Here is a 15,967-nt window from a genome sequence, read left to right as displayed (position 1 = left end):
CGTGGATGAGTGAGCCGCTGCCACCGGGCAAGCCGGGCGAGGGTACCGACCACCTGGCGGGTATCGTGCCGCTGGCGCTGGTCGCCGTGTCCGCCGGCGTGCTGATCGGCCTGGTCGGCGGGAGCTTCCGCGTCGCGGTCGAGCATGCCGGCACGCTGTTTAACGAGGTGTACGCGTGGCTGCGCACGCTGCCGCCGGCGTACGGCTTTGCGGGGACCTTGGCGGTCGCCTTGTTGCTGACCGCGCTACCGCTTTGGCTGACCGTGCGCTTCGCGCCAGAGGCTGCCGGCAGCGGCATCCAGCGGGTCGAGGCGGTGTGGCTGGGCGAGATCGCGCCGGTGAAGAACCGCGCGTTCTTGCCGGTCAAGTTCTTCGGCGGCATCCTCACGCTGTCGTCCGGTTACGCGCTCGGGCGCGAGGGGCCGGTCGTGCAGATGGGCTCGGCGATCGGCGCCTGGGCCGGCCGCCGCTTCGGGCTGAGCGTGCCCGAGCAGCGCAACCTGATCGCGGCGAGCGCGGGCGCGGGGCTCGCGGTGGCGTTCAGCGCGCCCTTGGGGGGCTTGCTGTTCACCATCGAGGAGCTGACCCGCTCGGCCGGCGCGCGGCTGGTGATCGCCGGCATGATTACCTGCGCGGTCGGCGTGCCGGTCGCGCAGTACTTGGTCGGCGACGCACCGGTGTTCGCGCTGGCGATGCCGGATGAACCCAGGCTCGCTTCGCTGCCAGTGTATTTCCTGTTCGGTGTCGCCTGCGGCGTGCTGGGCACCTTCTACAACCGGGTGGTGATGGGCACGCTGAACCTGATGGGGCGGGTGCGGCCGCTGTGGCGCGCTCCGGCCAGCGCCCTGGTGCTCGCCTTGACGCTGTGGTACCTGCCCTTTGTCGGCGGCAACGGCGAGGCGCTCAACCAGGCGGTGCTAGGCGGCGCCTTCAGTGGCGGCGCGCTGGCGATCCTGCTGTTCACCCGCTTCCTGTTCGGCCCGTTCAGTTACGGGGTCGGCCTGCCCGGCGGCCTGTTCGCGCCGATGCTGGCGCTGGGTGCCGTGGCCGGTGCCTTGCTCGGGCTTGCCGGCGAACATGTATGGAGCGGGCTGGGGCTTTCGATGAGCGCGTGCGCGGTGGTCGGCATGGCGGCGCTCTTTTCGGCGTCGGTGCGCGCGCCCCTGACCGGCATCGTGCTGATCATCGAGATGACGGGCGCGAGTTCGCTGACCCTGCCCCTGCTGCTTGCTTGCCTGCCGGCGGCAATCGTGCCGTTCTGGCTGGGTGACGCGCCGATCTACGAGTCGCTGCGCGAGCGCATGCTCGCCGCGCGCGCAGCAGCGGCAAGTGATGAGGGCGCGAAATGAACGACGCGCACCTGCGCATGCCGCCGGCCTTGCGGTTGCTGTTGCTCGCCTTGGTGGTCGGCGTGGTCGCCGGCGCCGGCGCGGTGCTGTTTCGCGCGCTGATCGCCCTCTTTCACAATCTTTTGTTTCTGGGGCGCTTCTCGTTCGCCTACGACGCCAACGTGCATACGGCCGCCTCGCCGTGGGGCTGGGCGGTCGTGCTGGTGCCGGTACTGGGTGCAGCGGGCGTCGCCTACCTCGTGAAGAACTACGCGCCCGAGGCTAAGGGGCACGGCGTGCCCGAGGTGATCGACGCGATCTATTTCAACGACGCGCGGATCCGGCCGCAGGTGGCGGTGGTCAAGTCGCTCGCCTCGGCGCTGTCGATCGGCAGCGGCGGCTCGGTCGGACGCGAAGGCCCGATCATCCAGATCGGCGCCGCGTTCGGCTCCACGCTCGGCCAGTGGCTGCCGCTGCACACCCGCGAACGGGCAGTGCTGGTCGCGGCAGGCGCCGGCGGTGGCATCGCGGCGACGTTCAACACGCCGCTGGGCGGCGTGGTGTTCGCCATCGAGCTGATGCTGCCCTTTGTCACCGCGTCGACGTTGTTGCCGGTGGTGGTGGCGACCTTGACCGCCACCGCGATAGGCCGGGCCTTCTTCGGCGTGCTGCCCTCGTTCAGCGTGCCGGCTCTCGAACACGCGGTCGGCGCGTCCGTGCCGGTCACCGCCTACCCCTGGTTCCTGCTGCTGGGCGTGATCGTCGGGGCTCTGGCATGGGCGATGACGCGGGGCGTGTACTGGATGGAAGACAGGTTCGACGCCCTGCCGGGCAACTACTACACCCGCCATATGGGCGGCATGCTGCTGGTCGGCCTGGTGCTCGCGCTCTTCATGCATTTCTCGCCGTTGCTGGGGCAGCCGGCGCACTACTACGTCGAGGGTGTCGGTTACGCGACGATCATGGACATCCTGCGCGGCGAGCTTGCCGCGCCGGGCTTCCTGGTCTTGCTGGTCGTGGCCAAGCTGCTGCTCACGCTGCTGACGCTGGGCTCGGGCGCGTCGGGCGGGATCTTCTCGCCGGCGATGTTCATCGGCGCCGCCGCCGGCGCCGCCTTCGGCGTGCTCGTCTCGCCGTGGCTGCCCGGCGTGTCGCCGGCGCACTTCGCTTTGGCGGCGATGGCCGGCATGGTTGGCGGGACGACCGGCGCGGTGGTGACCGCGGTGGTGATGGTGTTCGAGATGACCCGCGACTACACGGTGATCATGCCGATGATCCTGACCGTCGCGGTCGCCGCGGCGCTGCGCGAGCGGCTGTTGCCGGCGACCATCTACACGCTCAAGCTGGTCAGGCGCGGCCACAAGGTGCCGCAGGGGCTGCAGGGGTTTGCCGGTACGCTGAGTTGCCGCGACGTGATGTCGCCGGTGACCGGCGAAGAAGAGGGCCCCAGCCTGCTGTTGGACGCCGGTTTGCCGCTGACGCACGCGCTTGCCCGCATGCAGGCGGCGGGGAGTGATTACGCGGTGGTCACCGAGGCGGCCGAATCCGGCGGCGTGCGCCGGATCGGCGTGATCGGCCCGCGCGAGGTGGCGCGTGCGCTGTCGCGCGACGCGCACCTCGCGCCCTGAGTGGGCCAGTCTCAGCGCGCCGGGGCGAGCGCCTCGATCAGCGCGACTTCCTGCGTGTAGGAGAGCGCCTTGAGCTTGTCGAGCAGGGCCTCGCCGTCGACCTTGAAGCGGCGGTCGAGTTCCTCGTCGAGGATGCGCGCCTCGATGGCCAGCCACAGGCCTCGGCAAGACGCCGCTTCTTCGAAGTGCACGCCCTCGAGTACGGTGGCGACCAGCTTGAGTTCGGCGTCATCAAAGCGGCGCGACAGCATCAGCTGCTCGCGGCGGATGATCTCGGCGTAGCGCTCGAGCATCTCGTGGGTGCGCGCGTCGCCGGCAGCCGGTGCTTCGGTGCTGGCCGTGGCGGCCTGCGCTGCCTGTGCCGCCTGCGCGCGCAAGGCCGGGTCGAACCACGCCTCGATCTCGGGGGCGAGCGCCGGCAGGTCGTGCTGCCAGGCTTCGTACAGCGCGTCGCGAAAGCGCGAATTGTCGGTGAACGAGAGCTCGTCGAACGACATCGCCGGCATCAGGCCTTCATCCAGGCGGCGGTTGCCGATCCAGATATTGCCCTGCTTGTCCTTGGTCACCGGCGCGCGCCAGAGCCCGTGTTCGCCGGTGGCCAGGTTGTCGACCGCGAGCTCGAGCCTCGGCGCCGGGCAGTCCGCCTCGTCGCTGCCGTCCGCCTCGGGGACGAAATGCAGGGTCAGGTCGAACAGCTCCTGCTTGCGGATATGCAAGAGTTGCAGCCCGTCGTGGTAGCCGGCAAGCGTGAAGCGGCCGTCTTCCTCGTAGACCGCGACGTCGTGCGGCCCCTTGGCCGGGTGGATCAGGCGGGCGCCCAGCTCGTCGGCCAGCGCGTTCAGTTCGCCTTCGGCGGTGTCAGACTTGGCGGTGTAGCCGGTGCGGTAACCGGCGTGTTGGTGCCATAGTGCGTTCCAGTCGTACATGTATCCTCCGTCATTTTTTGCCGTTAAATCGGCATTCGCCGGCATTATAAGCGAGGTATCTGCCTGAGCCGGCGGCAAATTTTTCTTGGTGATGGGTCAGTCGTGATACTATCTGACCCATTTTTCGCTCCAGCTCCTTTGAGTACGCAGAGACAATGAACCGACAGATCCGCAATATCGCCATCATCGCGCACGTTGACCACGGCAAGACCACCCTGGTCGACCAGTTGCTGCGCCAGTCCGGCACCTTCCGTGATAACCAGCAGGTCGCCGAGCGCGTCATGGACAGCAACGACCTCGAAAAGGAACGTGGCATCACCATTCTGGCCAAGAATACGGCCATCGAATACCAGGGCATCCACATCAACATCGTCGACACCCCTGGACACGCCGACTTCGGCGGTGAGGTCGAGCGCGTGCTGGGCATGGTCGACGGCGTCGTCCTGCTGGTCGACGCGGTCGAAGGCCCGATGCCGCAGACCCGCTTCGTGACCAAGAAGGCGCTGGCGCTGGGACTCAAGCCCATCGTCGCGATCAACAAGATCGACCGTCCGGGCGCGCGTCCGGACTGGGTGGTCGACCAGACGTTCGACCTGTTCGACAAGCTCGGCGCGACCGACGAGCAGCTCGACTTCCCGATCATCTACGCGTCCGGCCTGAACGGCTTCGCCAAGCTTGAGCTGGAAGACGAGTCGGCCGATATGCGCCCGATGTTCGACATGATCCTCGAGAAGGTGCCGGCGCCGGAAGGCGACGTCGACGCGCCGCTGCAGCTGCAAATCTCCGCGCTCGACTACTCGACCTATACCGGCCGCCTGGGCCTGGGCCGCATCCTGAACGGCCGCATCAAGCCCGGCCAGGTCGTCGCCGTGATGAACCACGAAGAACAGGTCGCGCAGGGCCGCATCAACCAGGTGCTGGGCTTCAAGGGTCTCGAGCGCGTGGCCGTCGAAGAAGCCGCTGCCGGCGACATCGTGGTGATCTCGGGTCTGGAAGACATCGGCATCGGCGTGACGGTGTGCGACCGTGACCAGCCGATCGGCCTGCCGGTGCTGTCGGTCGACGAGCCGACGCTGACCATGGACTTCATGGTCAACACGTCGCCGCTCGCCGGTACCGAAGGCAAGTTCGTGACCAGCCGCCAGATCCGCGACCGCCTGACCAAGGAACTGTTGACCAACGTCGCGCTGCGCGTCGAGGATACCGAAGACGCGGACATCTTCCGCGTGTCCGGCCGTGGCGAACTACACCTGACCATCCTCTTGGAAAACATGCGCCGCGAAGGCTTCGAGATGGCCGTCGGCAAGCCGCGCGTGGTGTTCAAGGACATCAACGGCGAGAAGTGCGAGCCGTACGAGAACCTGACCGTCGACGTCGAGGACAGCTGCCAGGGCGCGGTGATGGAAGAACTCGGCCGTCGTCGCGGCGAGCTGACCAATATGGAATCCGACGGCCAGGGTCGTACCCGCCTCGAGTACCACATCCCGGCACGCGGCCTGATCGGTTTCCAGGGTGACTTCATGACCATGACCCGCGGCACCGGCCTGATGAGCCACGTGTTCGACGACTACGCGCCGGTGAAAGCCGACATGCCAGGCCGTCACAACGGCGTGCTGATCTCGCAGGAAAACGGCGAAGCTGTCGCCTACGCTCTGTGGAACCTGGAAGACCGCGGCCGCATGTTCGTGTCGCCGGGCGACAAGATCTATGAAGGCATGATCATCGGCATCCACAGCCGCGACAACGACCTGGTCGTCAACCCACTCAAGGGCAAGAAGCTGACCAACGTGCGCGCGTCCGGTACCGACGAAGCGGTGCGCCTGACCACGCCGATCAAGATGACGCTGGAGTCTGCAGTCGAGTTCATCGACGACGACGAAATCGTCGAGATCACCCCGCAGTCGATCCGCATGCGCAAGCGCTTCCTGCAGGAGCACGAGCGCCGCAAGTCGAAAAACGCCTGATCGTAGCGTCAAGAAAGCCCGGTTCTAAGAACCGGGCTTTTTTGTGATTAGAGCAGCGAGGCGTATGTTCAGAGCTGCAGCGCGGCTATCAGCTCGCCTTCCAGCGCGAGCAGGGTCTTGTCGTCGTCGGCGCCGTCGGCGCGCAGCAGGAACGCGTCCTCGACGCGGCTGCCCAGGGTCATGATCTTCGCCGAGTGCACGCTGAAGCGGTAGGCCGAGAGCAGGGCGGTGACGCGGGCGAGCAGCCCGGGGCGGTCGCCGGCGACGATGGACAGCACATAGCGGCGCGGCGAGTCGTCCGGCTGCAGCGAGACCTGCGGCTGGATCGGGAAGTGCCTGAGGTGGCGGTCGAGGCGGCCGCCGCGCGGGGGCGGCAGCGCGTCGCCGCGCAGCAGTGCCGCGGCGAGCTCGAACTCGATGAAGTTGATCATGTCTCGGTAGTCGTCTTCGTGGTGTTCGGGGATGAACACGTGGAAGGTGTCGAGCGCGTAGCCTTGCGTGGTGGTGTGTACGCGCGCGTCGGCGATGCTGTAATGGGTGCGCCCGAAGAACGCGCAGATGCGCGCGAAGAGTTCCGGCGCGTCGTGCGTGTAGACCAGCACCTCGATGCCGTCGCGGGTGGCGGCGAGCCGCGCGCGCACCACGGGCTCGGCGCTGTCGACGCTGCGGCCCAGCACGCGTGCGTGCCAGGCGATGGTCGACGCCTCGTGGCGCAGGAAGTAGACGGTGTCGAGCGTCTGCCACAGCCTCGTCTCGGCTCCGTCCGGGATCGCGCGCAGGCGCAGTTCGGTGCGGGCCTGCGCCTTGCGCTCGTCGACGACCGACTCGCGGTCGACCTGGCCGCCGTGTTCGAGCACGCGCAGCGTCGCGTGGTAGAGGTCCTCGAGCAGCTTGGCCTTCCAGCTGTTCCACACCTTGGGGCTGGTGCCGCGGATGTCGGCGACGGTGAGCAGGTAAAGCGCGGTCAGCCGGCGAGGGGTGGCGGCAATTTCGGCGAAGGCGACGACGGTGGCCGGATCGTAGATGTCCTGCTTTTGCGCGACCGCCGACATGGTCAGGTGCTCGCGCACCAGCCAGACCACCAGTTCGCGGTCCTCGAACGGCAGGCCGTGCGTCTGGCAGAATTCGGCGGCGTCGACCGTGCCCAGCAGCGAGTGGTCGCCGCCGCGGCCCTTGGCGATGTCGTGGAACAGCGCGGCGATATACAGGGTTTCGGGGCGCTCGAAGTCGCCGATCAGGCGGCTTAACAGCGGGTATTCATGGTTGAACGCCGGCACGGCGAGACGCCTGAGGTTGCGCACCACCATCAGGATGTGCATGTCCACCGTGTACGCGTGGAAGAGGTCGTGCTGCATGCGCCCGATGATGCGGCCGAACGCAGGCAGGTATTTACCCAGCACGCCGTACAGGTTCATCCGCCTGAGCGTGTGGGTGAGCCCGCTCTCGCGGAAGATCTGCACGAAGCGTTCGCGGTTGCGTAGCTGGCGGCGGAAGCGCTCGTTGATGTGCCGGCGCGCCCGCCACAGCGCGCGCAGCGTGCGCGGCGCCATGCCGGTGAGCTCGGGGTGGCGCTGCAGGTGCAGGAAGGCGTCGAGGATGGCGCCCGGGTCTTCCTCGAACACGTCCGGCCGGCGGATGCCCAGTAGGTCGTTGACCGTGTAGAAGCGCTCGTCCAGCTCGCGCACCACGCGCGGCAGCGGGCAGAAGATCAGCGCGCGCAGATTCGGCAACAGCACGCCCGAGAGCTGGCTGACCGTGCGCGAGGCCTTGTAGTAGGCCTGCATCATCTCTTCGCTGGCGCGCCGCGCGCTGGCGTCTGCGTAGCCGATTGCCTGCGCGGTCTGCTGTTGCAGGTCGAAAATCAGCCGGTCTTCGCGGCGCCTCGCCTGCAGGTGCAGCTCGATGCGCAGCCGCTCGAGCTCGCGTTCGCTGACGCGCAGCATGCGCGCCTCGCTCGGCGTGATCACGTCGCGCTCGACCAGCATCTGCCAGCTGCTGCCAAGGCCGATCGCGCGGGCGAGCCACAGGATGGTGTGCAGGTCGCGCAGGCCGCCCGGGCTCTCCTTGATATTGGGTTCGAGGTTGCTGGTGCCGGCCAGGTTCTTGTTGTGGCGCTGCTGTTGCTCGAGCAGCTTGCCCTCGAGAAAGCGCAAGGGTTCGCGGGTTTTTTCGAGCGCGGCGATCAGCGTGCCGTGCAGCCCGGGGTCGCCGGCGAGCAGGCGGTTTTCGAGGAGGGTGGTCTCGACGGTGATGTCGGCGCGCGCCTCGGTCAGGCATTCACCGTGCGTGCGCACGCTGTGCCCGACTTCTAGGCCGATGTCCCACAGGATGCCGACAAAGCGGCTCAGCGTCTCGTCGAGCGCATCGTCGTGGTTGTCCGGCAGCAGGACCAGAAGGTCGATGTCGGACGCGGGAAACAGCTGGCCGCGGCCGTAGCCGCCGACGGCGACGAGCGAGGCGCGCGCGCCCAGTTCGAGCGCGTGCCAGATGCCGGTGAGCAGGGTGTCGATCAGCGCGGCGTGGCGGCTCAGGTAGTCGCGCGGCTCGCTATGTTGCCGGTAACGCTCGGCGAGCGCCTGACGGCCCTGCTGCAGTTTTTGACGCCAAAGTTGGCACTGGGCAAAGCCGTCGCAGGCACTCATGCTAGCGTTTCTCCTGTCGGGAAATGGCGAAGAGTCCGGCGATCAGGAAGACGAGTGAGGGGACGGTCGCCGACAGGATGGGGTTCCAGTCGTACAGCAGGCCCAGGTGTCCGAACAGCCGGTTGCTGAAATGGAAGGTGATGCCGAGGCAAATGCCGGTAAAGAGCTTGATCCCCATCTCGCTGTGCCGGCTTTGCACCGGCGTGAACGCCAGTGCGACCAGCGCCATCGAGATGCACGCGAGCGGGTAGAAGAGCTTGCTCCACAACGCGATCTCGTAGCGCTGCGTCTTCTGGTGGTTAGCCTTTAGGTGCTCGATATAGGAAAACAGGTTGTACGCCGACATCTGCTCGGGCACGACCAGCAGCACCGACAGGATGTCCGGTTGCAGCACCGACTTCCATTCAAGCGTCGGGTAGTCCTTCACCAGGATGCGGTCGGGGGTGATCGTCGAGTCGCGCACGCCGGTGAGTTCCCACACGCCGTCACCGACGTAGCGGCCGCTCTCGGCGTAGCGCTGGCGGGTCAGCGAGAAGGCGGCGTCGTAGGTGTAGATGCGGACCTTGCGCAGCGTGGTGTCCGGCAGCATCTCGTCGATATTGATGAAGTTGTTGTCGTCCTTCGCCCAGACACCCGAGCTGAATTCACGCGTCACCAGCGACTGGGTGCGTTCGAGCTTGAAGCGCTCGGCGGTACGCTCGGACCACGGCGCGCCGAATTCGCCGAGCAGCAGCGCGGCGGTCGCCGCGAACGCGCCGAACAGCAGCAGGGTGCGTGCGACCTGGCCGAGCGAGACGCCGGCGGTGCGGATCGCCGCATACTCGGAGGTGGTCGCCAGCTGGGTCATCGCGACCATGCAGCCGATCAGCACCGCCAGCGGCATCAGCTCGTATGCGTGGCCGGGCATCAACAGGGCGACGTAGGCGAGCATCGCCGCCGCGTCGTAGTCGCCGCGGCCCACGCGCGGCAATTCCTTGATCACGTCGAAGAACGCGTAGAGGCCGACCAGCGCGATCAGCGTGAAGATGCTCGCCGCGACAAAGCGCGACAGCAAGTATTGGCGCAACTGTTTCATCGCTGGCCTCCGGTCTTCTGCTTGCCAAGGCGGGCGCCGATGAAGCCCGTCGGGCGGCTGCGGTACCAGATCAGCGCGAGCGCGATCGCGAGCATGATGAAGTGCATGGGCAGGATGCCGAGCGCCGAGCCCAGCTTGTCGGCCTTGATCCAGTCACGGAACAGCCACAGGCCGTTCTGGTAGGCAAGGTAGGCGCCCAGCGCGACGAGCAGGTTGTACGCGTGGCCGGCGCGCGGGTTGTAGTAGGCAAGCGGGATGGCCATGAGCGCGAGGATGAGCGAGGAGAGCGGCAGCGACAAGCGCCACGCCAGCTCGGCACGCGCCTTGGGCGAATTTTCGGCCAGAAGGGCGGCAGTCGGCATCATGTCGACGTCGGCGATCGCCTCGATCAGCTTGGGTGGCGCGCCGATGCGTACCGTGTAGCGCTCGAACTTGCCGACCTCGAAGTCGCCGCGGCCGGCCTCGCCCAGGTAGCGGTGGCCGTTTTCAAGCACCAGTTCGCGCTCGCCCTTTTCGTTTGTGCGCACGAAACCGCGTTCGGAGAAGATCGTCGACAGGCCGTTTTCCTCGACCGAACGCACGAACAGGTTGCGCGCGGCTCCCGTGGCCGGGTCGAAGCGTTCAATGAAATAGATGCGCCGCCCGCCTTGCGCCTCCTTGAATACGCCCGGCGCGATCGCGCTGATTTCCTCGCGCTGCTTGAGCGTCTGCGCGTATTCGCTGCTGCGCGTCTGCGCCCACGGGCCGATCACGGTGGTGCCCAGCCCGATCAGCAGCGTGAAGGGCAGGGTGAAACGCAGTACCGGGCCGATCCAGGCAGACAGCGGCTGGCCGGCGGCGAACCAGACCGCCATCTCGTGGTCGCGCCAGGCGCGGCCGAGCACGACCAGCACGCTGACGAACACGGTCAGGATCAGCACGACGGGGAAGAAGCCGAGCGACCAGAAGCCGACCAGCGCGGCGACTGCTTCGTTGGCGACGCGTCCTTGCGCGGCGCGGCCGAGCATATTGATGGTCTGGGTGGTCAGGAGGATCAGGAACAGCACGAGAAAGACCCCGATGCTGGTCGTCGTCAGCTCGCGCGTGAGGCTTTTTCGGAAAAGCATGTGCTAAAGCGCCTGTTTTTGACAATTTGTCAAAAGCGTATGGATAATGGGAAATACACTCGGTAACGGGTTTGTTCTGGCTTTTTTGCGCTCCGTCAGGAGCCCCGCCCGCCGGCGGCATCCCGCCGGTGCCCAGTTCTGGATACGCCAAGCATCGGGAGCAGTCTTATGGAGTTTAACATCAAAAGTGGCAGCCCGGAGAAGCAGCGCGTTGCCTGCGTGATCGTCGGGATTTACGAAACCCGCAAGCTTACGCTGGCGGCCGACCTGCTCGACCGGATCTCCAATGGTTTCATCAGCGACGTGATCCGCCGCGGCGACATGGAGGGCAAGCTCGGCAGTACCCTGCTGCTGCACTCGGTGCCGCATACGCTGTGCGACCGCGTGTTGCTGGTCGGGCTGGGCAAGGAGCGCGAATTCCGCGCCAAGGAATACCGCGAGGCGACCCGCGCGGCGGTGCGCGCGCTGGGGCAGACCGCGTCGGGCGAGGCGGTCAGCTACCTGTCCGAACTGACGGTCAAGAAGCACGACGTCGAATGGATGATCGAGCAGGCGTGCGTGGTCACCCTCGATACGCTGTACCGTTTCGACACCTACCGCAGCAAGGCGGACGAGCACGGCCGCGAGCTGCGCAAGCTGACGCTGGCCGTACCGCGCCGCAGCGACCTCGCCGACGGCGAGCGCGGCCTCGCGCGCGGCCTCTCGATTGCCGCCGGCATGAAACTCGCGAAGGATCTGGGCAACACGCCGGGCAACGTGTGCACGCCGGCCTACCTCGCCGAGACTGCGCGCACGCTGGCGGCCGATTTCGGCGCCGAGACCAAGGTGCTCGGCCGCGAGGAAATCTCGGCGCTGGGCATGGGCGCCTTCCTGGCCGTTGCGCAGGGGGCGGACACCGAGCCGCAGTTCATCGAGCTCGTGTACCGCGGCGCGGCCGACGCCGAAGAGAAGCCGCTGGTGCTGGTCGGCAAGGGCATCACCTTCGACTCGGGCGGCATTTCGCTCAAGCCCGGCGAGGGCATGGACGAGATGAAGTACGACATGGGCGGCGCCGCCGCCGTGCTCGGCACCTTCCGTGCGGTGGTCGAGATGAAGCTGCCGATCAACCTGGTCGCGCTGGTGCCGACCTGCGAGAACATGCCGTCCGGCCGCGCGCTCAAGCCCGGCGACATTGTCACCTCGATGGCCGGCAAGACCATCGAAGTGCTGAACACCGACGCCGAGGGCCGGCTGATCCTGTGCGACGCGCTGACTTACGCCGAACGCTTCGAGCCTGCCGCGGTGATCGACGTGGCGACGCTGACCGGCGCGTGCATCATCGCGCTGGGGCATGTGGCGACCGGACTTTACAGCAACCAGGACAGCCTGGCGCGCGATCTGGCCGCGGCCGGCGAGGAAGTCGGCGACCGCGCATGGCACATGCCGCTGTGGGACGAGTACCAGGAACTCCTGAAGAGCCCGTTCGCGGACATGGCGAACATCGGCGGCCGCCCGGGTGGCAGCATCACCGCCGCCTGCTTCCTTGCGCGCTTTGCCAAGGCGTACGACTGGGCGCACCTCGATATCGCGGGCACCGCGTGGAAGAGCGGCAAGGACAAGGGTTCGACCGGTCGTCCGGTGCCCCTGCTCGTGCAGTTCCTGCAGGACAGGGCCGATATCGCGCTGGGCCGTACCGTCCGCCGCGGCCGTCCGCGCCGAGACGCGCACGATACGCACGACGTCCATGACGCGGATTGATTTTTACACCAAGGTCGCCGACCCGGCCGCGTTCGCGTGCCGCCTGGCGGCGACCGTCCAGCGCAAGGGCGAGCAGCTCTTCGTGCTGCTGCCCGACGAGGACGCGCTCGGACGGTTTTCTACCCGGCTGTGGAGCATCGCCGATACCGCCTTCGTGCCGAACTGCCGCTTTGACGCGCCCGAGGCCGCCCAGACGCCGGTCTGGCTCGGCCTCTCGGCGGCCGACGGCGTTTCGCGCAAGGTGTTGCTGAACCTGGGCGACGCAGCGCTTGCGCGACCCGGCGAGTTTGAGCGTATCCTCGAAGTGATCGGCGTCGACGACGCCTCGCTTGCGCGCGCCCGCGAGCGTTTCCGCCAGTACCGTGCGGCGGGCTTCCCCATCGAACACCACGACATGCAGCACCTGAAACCATGAGCCAAGCCAACCGCCCCGCTGGCGTGCCCGACAACCTGCCTGTGCTGACCGAAGTCGTCGAGTACGCGGACGACGCGCCAACAGCGGCAGACGAGCCGCTCGCGCTCGAGATGCCCGCCGAACTCACGCTGGACGAACTGTTGCCGCCGCCGGCGGCCGCCGTGTTCGAGACGCTGCCCTCGCTCGACCTCGACATCCCGGAGCCGGCCGAAGCGCTGCCGGCCGCTGACATCGATGTCGCGCCCGAAACCGCGCCGCTGGCGACTCGCTGGAGCGAGCCGGTGGTCAGCCCCAAGGCCTGGCAGGCGACGCCGGCGGACGAGCTCTTCGCAAGCCCGTGGGTGGCCGCGCCGCGTGCGCTGCCACCGGCTGCCAGTGCCGAGCCGCAACTCGAGGCGGTGGTGGACGCAGAGATTCCCGAACTCTCGCTCGACGACCTGCTGTTCGAAGCCGATATGCCGGCGAGTGGGCAGGTGAGTGAAGCCGCGGCCGAAATGGCGGCCGCGTGGGCGCAGCTTGCGCCCGCCGGTGCCGTGTCGCCTGAGCCGGAGCAGGTGTCCGGACTTGAGTTGCCGCCAGCAGAGGCCGCCGGGGAGCCGCCGCTCGACGAGTTGCTGGGTGAGCTGGCGTGGCCGCAGGCGACGGCCGATACGCTCGAGCCCGCTTTGCGCATGCCCGAAGCGCTCGCTTTCGCTGAGGCTGCCCCAGTCATGGCGGCGTCCGCTGCGATGGCGGCCCCCGAGTCCGGGAGCGAAGAGGCGGTCAGCGCACTGCCGCTGGTCGAGAACCCGTTGCAGGCGGCCGGCTTTGCCAGAGAGTCCCCGGTTGAGCCAGCCCAGGCCGTCGAGCCGTTGGACGCGGCCCCGTCAATTGGCGCGGCGCCGGTGGGCTTGCAGCCCGAAGCGCAGGCCCATGCAGTGGATGCGGACGCCGCCGAAGCTGAACCGCGTGCCGATCTGCTAGTTCAGGCCTTGCCGGAGGTAGCAGCGTCTGCGCCAGCGGTGCCGCTCGTGCCGCCGGCCGCCCAGCCCCTCGAGGCGGTGTCCGATGGGCAAATGCCGGGTTCGGAACAGTTTGAGGCGCCGTCGGCGTGGCCGGTTGAGCCTGAACTTGCCGTGCCGGACCTGCAAGCAGTCAATGAAGACACAGAGGCCCTGGCTCCTGCCGCAGGGCTGGCAGCGGCCGGTGCGTGGATGGCGCCCACGGATATTGCCGTGCCGGCAGCACCGGAAAGCGTACCGTCCCTGCCCGACGTCGTGCTGCCGGCCGCGGCCGAAGCGGGGCTGGAATCTTTCGCGCCGGCAGCGCAGGAAGCCGTAGCTGAAGACGTCATGCCGGTGCCGGCAGAAGCCGCGTTGCCCGAGCCGCTGGCGCCCGCTGTGGGCTTGGGGTTCGCGCACGAATCGGCGCCAGCCGAGGCGGAAGCCGGCTTGCCGGCCATGTCTGCCGCGCCCGCCGGGTGTGCCGATGTTGCCCCACAGCCAGCCGACAACCTCCCTGCCGGTGACTGGCCGCAGGAAGTCGAGGCGCCTGCATTCGCAGCGTCTATGCAGCCCGAGGTTGCACCACTTGATCTGGAACCAGCGCTGGGAGCGGTCGGGCAGCTTGCGATGCAGCCCGACTTGCCGGAGGTGGCTGACGTTGCCCTGCCGGCCGGTGCCGAAGCCATGCCGGCAACCCTTGCCGCCGTGCAGCTCGAAGCCGCGTCCGGCGAGGTGCTGCCGGAAACCTTTGCCGGCTTGGGCGCAGGCAGCCTGTCCGGCGTGGTGGCGCCAGTTGCCGGCTTCGAGCCGGCCGCCGGGGTGCCGGCTATGAACGCAGCGCCCGCTCTTTCAATCACGCCGCCTGAACTGGCCGAGCCTGAACAGCCTTTCGGCCTGGCCGAAGCGTTCTTCGACGCGCCGGCAGTCCAGTCGTTATCGACGGCGCTCGAGGTCAGCCTGCCCGAAGCCGTGGATGCGCCTGCCGCGCTGCCGGTAGCCGGGTGTGTGGTCGAGGCTCAGCCGGACGCGGCCGCGTCGGCGGCGATGCCCGAGGCGGTGTACGCCGAGCAGCTTGAAGCGCTGCAGGCCGAGCCGCAAGCCCCCGTGCCGGAGCCGGAGCTGCCTGATGCCGCGCAGCCGGTCGCAGGGATGGCCGAGGTGGCAGCGGACGAGTCCGCGCCTGCGGTGGAGAGCGCGGCGGTGATCGCGGAGGGCCTTGCAGAGCCGGAACTGGCGCAGGATGTACAGGCCGTGGCAGGGGCTGCCGCCGTGGCTGGTCTTGCCGTTCACTCGGGTGCCCAAGTTGCCGCGGACGAAGATGTAGCTGTCCAGCCAAAGGAAAGCACTGCGGAACGGGTCGCCGTTGTCGACGAGGCGGCGCTCTTGGAGGCGATCTACCAGCGTATCCTGCCCAGGATGCGGGTCGAGCTGTCGCTGTGGCTGCAGGACGCGATCGAGAACCAGACCCGCCACCTGCTCGTCGGCGTGATGCAGCAGATGCGGGAAGACTACGACATGCTGTTCGGCGAGACGCTGCGCGAGAGCATCCGCCAGGCGATCAACGACATCGAGACCAAACATAAGGACGAGCAATGACTGACCGGCTGACCAGTATCGTGACCCGTGGCGGGGACGACGGATCGACTTCGCTGGGCGATGGCCGGCGCGAGCACAAGGACGCGCCGCGCATCTGCGCGCTGGGTGAGGTCGACGAGCTCAACTGCGTGGTCGGGCTGCTGCGCGCGCAAGACGGCGCGTTGGCGCACGACGCGCTGTTGTGCGCGATCCAGCACGACCTGTTCGACCTGGGCTCTGAGCTCGCCGTCCCCGGCTATTCGGCGCTGACCGACGCCGCCGTCGACCGGCTGGAGGCGGCCGTCGAGGCGCTGAACGCCGCCTTGCCGGCGCTCAAGGAATTCATCCTGCCAGGTGGCAGCCAGGCCGCCGCGGTGGCGCATCAGGCGCGTTCGGTCGCCCGCCGCGCCGAGCGCGCGCTGGTCGCACTCTCGCGTTTCGAGGAAGTGTCGATGAGCGCGCGCCGCTATCTGAACCGCCTCTCCGACCTGATGTTCGTGCTCTCGCGCGTGCTCAACCGAGAGGCCGGCGTGCCCGACGTGTTGTGGCAGCCGCGCCGCGATACGTCCGGCGGGTAAGGCGCGATGC

The 15,967-nt window shown here is 67.8% G+C and carries 11 protein-coding genes; 7 read left to right on the top strand and 4 right to left on the bottom strand.

Annotation, left to right across the window (positions count from 1 at the left end; translation table 11 throughout):
- Positions 1-5 precede the first annotated feature (5 nt).
- The gene (locus E5K04_RS01220; protein WP_168929123.1) at positions 6-1,349 is read left to right on the top strand and encodes a ClC family H(+)/Cl(-) exchange transporter; all 1,344 of its coding nucleotides are present in this window, start codon (positions 6-8) and stop codon (positions 1,347-1,349) included.
- Positions 1,346-2,956: a chloride channel protein gene (locus E5K04_RS01215; RefSeq protein ID WP_136551078.1), complete on the top strand. Its 1,611-nt coding sequence runs from the start codon at positions 1,346-1,348 to the stop codon at positions 2,954-2,956. The genes E5K04_RS01220 and E5K04_RS01215 overlap by 4 nt, the downstream gene beginning before the upstream one ends.
- 11 nt (positions 2,957-2,967) lie before the next feature.
- Here the strand turns inward: E5K04_RS01215 and E5K04_RS01210 are convergent, their stop codons facing one another.
- On the bottom strand, positions 2,968-3,882 hold the full coding sequence (locus E5K04_RS01210; protein ID WP_136551077.1) for a hypothetical protein: 915 nt from the start codon (positions 3,880-3,882) through the stop codon (positions 2,968-2,970).
- Between the two features lie 155 nt (positions 3,883-4,037).
- Between E5K04_RS01210 and typA the strand changes: the two genes are divergently transcribed.
- On the top strand, positions 4,038-5,846 hold the full coding sequence (gene typA / locus E5K04_RS01205) for a translational GTPase TypA (RefSeq protein ID WP_136551076.1): 1,809 nt from the start codon (positions 4,038-4,040) through the stop codon (positions 5,844-5,846).
- A gap of 68 nt (positions 5,847-5,914) precedes the next feature.
- Here typA and E5K04_RS01200 read toward each other — a convergent pair whose 3' ends face one another.
- Genes E5K04_RS01200 through lptF form a run of 3 tightly spaced genes read right to left on the bottom strand, consistent with a single transcriptional unit; the run spans position 5,915 to position 10,669 of the window.
- The gene (locus tag E5K04_RS01200) at positions 5,915-8,488 is read right to left on the bottom strand and encodes a [protein-PII] uridylyltransferase (protein WP_136551075.1); all 2,574 of its coding nucleotides are present in this window, start codon (positions 8,486-8,488) and stop codon (positions 5,915-5,917) included.
- A gap of 1 nt (position 8,489) precedes the next feature.
- Positions 8,490-9,563, bottom strand: coding sequence for an LPS export ABC transporter permease LptG (lptG, locus tag E5K04_RS01195; RefSeq protein WP_136551074.1), 1,074 nt, complete (start codon positions 9,561-9,563; stop codon positions 8,490-8,492).
- Positions 9,560-10,669 carry an LPS export ABC transporter permease LptF gene (gene lptF, locus E5K04_RS01190; RefSeq protein ID WP_136551073.1) on the bottom strand — a complete coding sequence of 370 codons (1,110 nt, stop codon included), beginning with the start codon at positions 10,667-10,669 and terminating at the stop codon, positions 9,560-9,562. The genes lptG and lptF overlap by 4 nt, the downstream gene beginning before the upstream one ends.
- Positions 10,670-10,837: 168 nt before the next feature.
- On the opposite strand from lptF, the gene E5K04_RS01185 reads away from it, so the two are divergent.
- Genes E5K04_RS01185 through E5K04_RS01170 form a run of 4 tightly spaced genes read left to right on the top strand, consistent with a single transcriptional unit; the run spans position 10,838 to position 15,957 of the window.
- Positions 10,838-12,406 (top strand): leucyl aminopeptidase, encoded by a 1,569-nt coding sequence (locus E5K04_RS01185; RefSeq protein WP_136551072.1) that lies wholly within the window; start codon positions 10,838-10,840, stop codon positions 12,404-12,406.
- A complete protein-coding gene (locus E5K04_RS01180; protein ID WP_136551071.1) occupies positions 12,393-12,821 on the top strand; it encodes a DNA polymerase III subunit chi in 429 nt (142 codons plus the stop codon). Before E5K04_RS01185 ends, E5K04_RS01180 begins: the two co-directional genes overlap by 14 nt.
- Positions 12,818-15,400 carry a hypothetical protein gene (locus tag E5K04_RS01175; RefSeq protein WP_136551070.1) on the top strand — a complete coding sequence of 861 codons (2,583 nt, stop codon included), beginning with the start codon at positions 12,818-12,820 and terminating at the stop codon, positions 15,398-15,400. The genes E5K04_RS01180 and E5K04_RS01175 overlap by 4 nt, the downstream gene beginning before the upstream one ends.
- A complete protein-coding gene (locus E5K04_RS01170; protein WP_136551069.1) occupies positions 15,397-15,957 on the top strand; it encodes a cob(I)yrinic acid a,c-diamide adenosyltransferase in 561 nt (186 codons plus the stop codon). The genes E5K04_RS01175 and E5K04_RS01170 overlap by 4 nt, the downstream gene beginning before the upstream one ends.
- Positions 15,958-15,967 lie beyond the last annotated feature (10 nt).

Source organism: Crenobacter intestini, from assembly GCF_004919095.1.
GTDB lineage: Bacteria > Pseudomonadota > Gammaproteobacteria > Burkholderiales > Chromobacteriaceae > Craterilacuibacter > Craterilacuibacter intestini.
Note: the sequence above shows the minus strand (reverse complement) of the source record. Positions and strands in the feature narration are given on the sequence as shown.

Coding starts and splice junctions, on each gene's coding strand:
- E5K04_RS01210 (WP_136551077.1), bottom strand. CDS start 3,882: ATGTACGACTGGAACGCACTATGGCACCAACACGCCGGTTACCGCACC.
- lptG (WP_136551074.1), bottom strand. CDS start 9,563: ATGAAACAGTTGCGCCAATACTTGCTGTCGCGCTTTGTCGCGGCGAGC.
- E5K04_RS01200 (WP_136551075.1), bottom strand. CDS start 8,488: ATGAGTGCCTGCGACGGCTTTGCCCAGTGCCAACTTTGGCGTCAAAAA.
- E5K04_RS01215 (WP_136551078.1), top strand. CDS start 1,346: ATGAACGACGCGCACCTGCGCATGCCGCCGGCCTTGCGGTTGCTGTTG.
- E5K04_RS01185 (WP_136551072.1), top strand. CDS start 10,838: ATGGAGTTTAACATCAAAAGTGGCAGCCCGGAGAAGCAGCGCGTTGCC.
- E5K04_RS01180 (WP_136551071.1), top strand. CDS start 12,393: ATGACGCGGATTGATTTTTACACCAAGGTCGCCGACCCGGCCGCGTTC.
- E5K04_RS01220 (WP_168929123.1), top strand. CDS start 6: ATGAGTGAGCCGCTGCCACCGGGCAAGCCGGGCGAGGGTACCGACCAC.
- E5K04_RS01175 (WP_136551070.1), top strand. CDS start 12,818: ATGAGCCAAGCCAACCGCCCCGCTGGCGTGCCCGACAACCTGCCTGTG.
- lptF (WP_136551073.1), bottom strand. CDS start 10,669: ATGCTTTTCCGAAAAAGCCTCACGCGCGAGCTGACGACGACCAGCATC.
- typA (WP_136551076.1), top strand. CDS start 4,038: ATGAACCGACAGATCCGCAATATCGCCATCATCGCGCACGTTGACCAC.
- E5K04_RS01170 (WP_136551069.1), top strand. CDS start 15,397: ATGACTGACCGGCTGACCAGTATCGTGACCCGTGGCGGGGACGACGGA.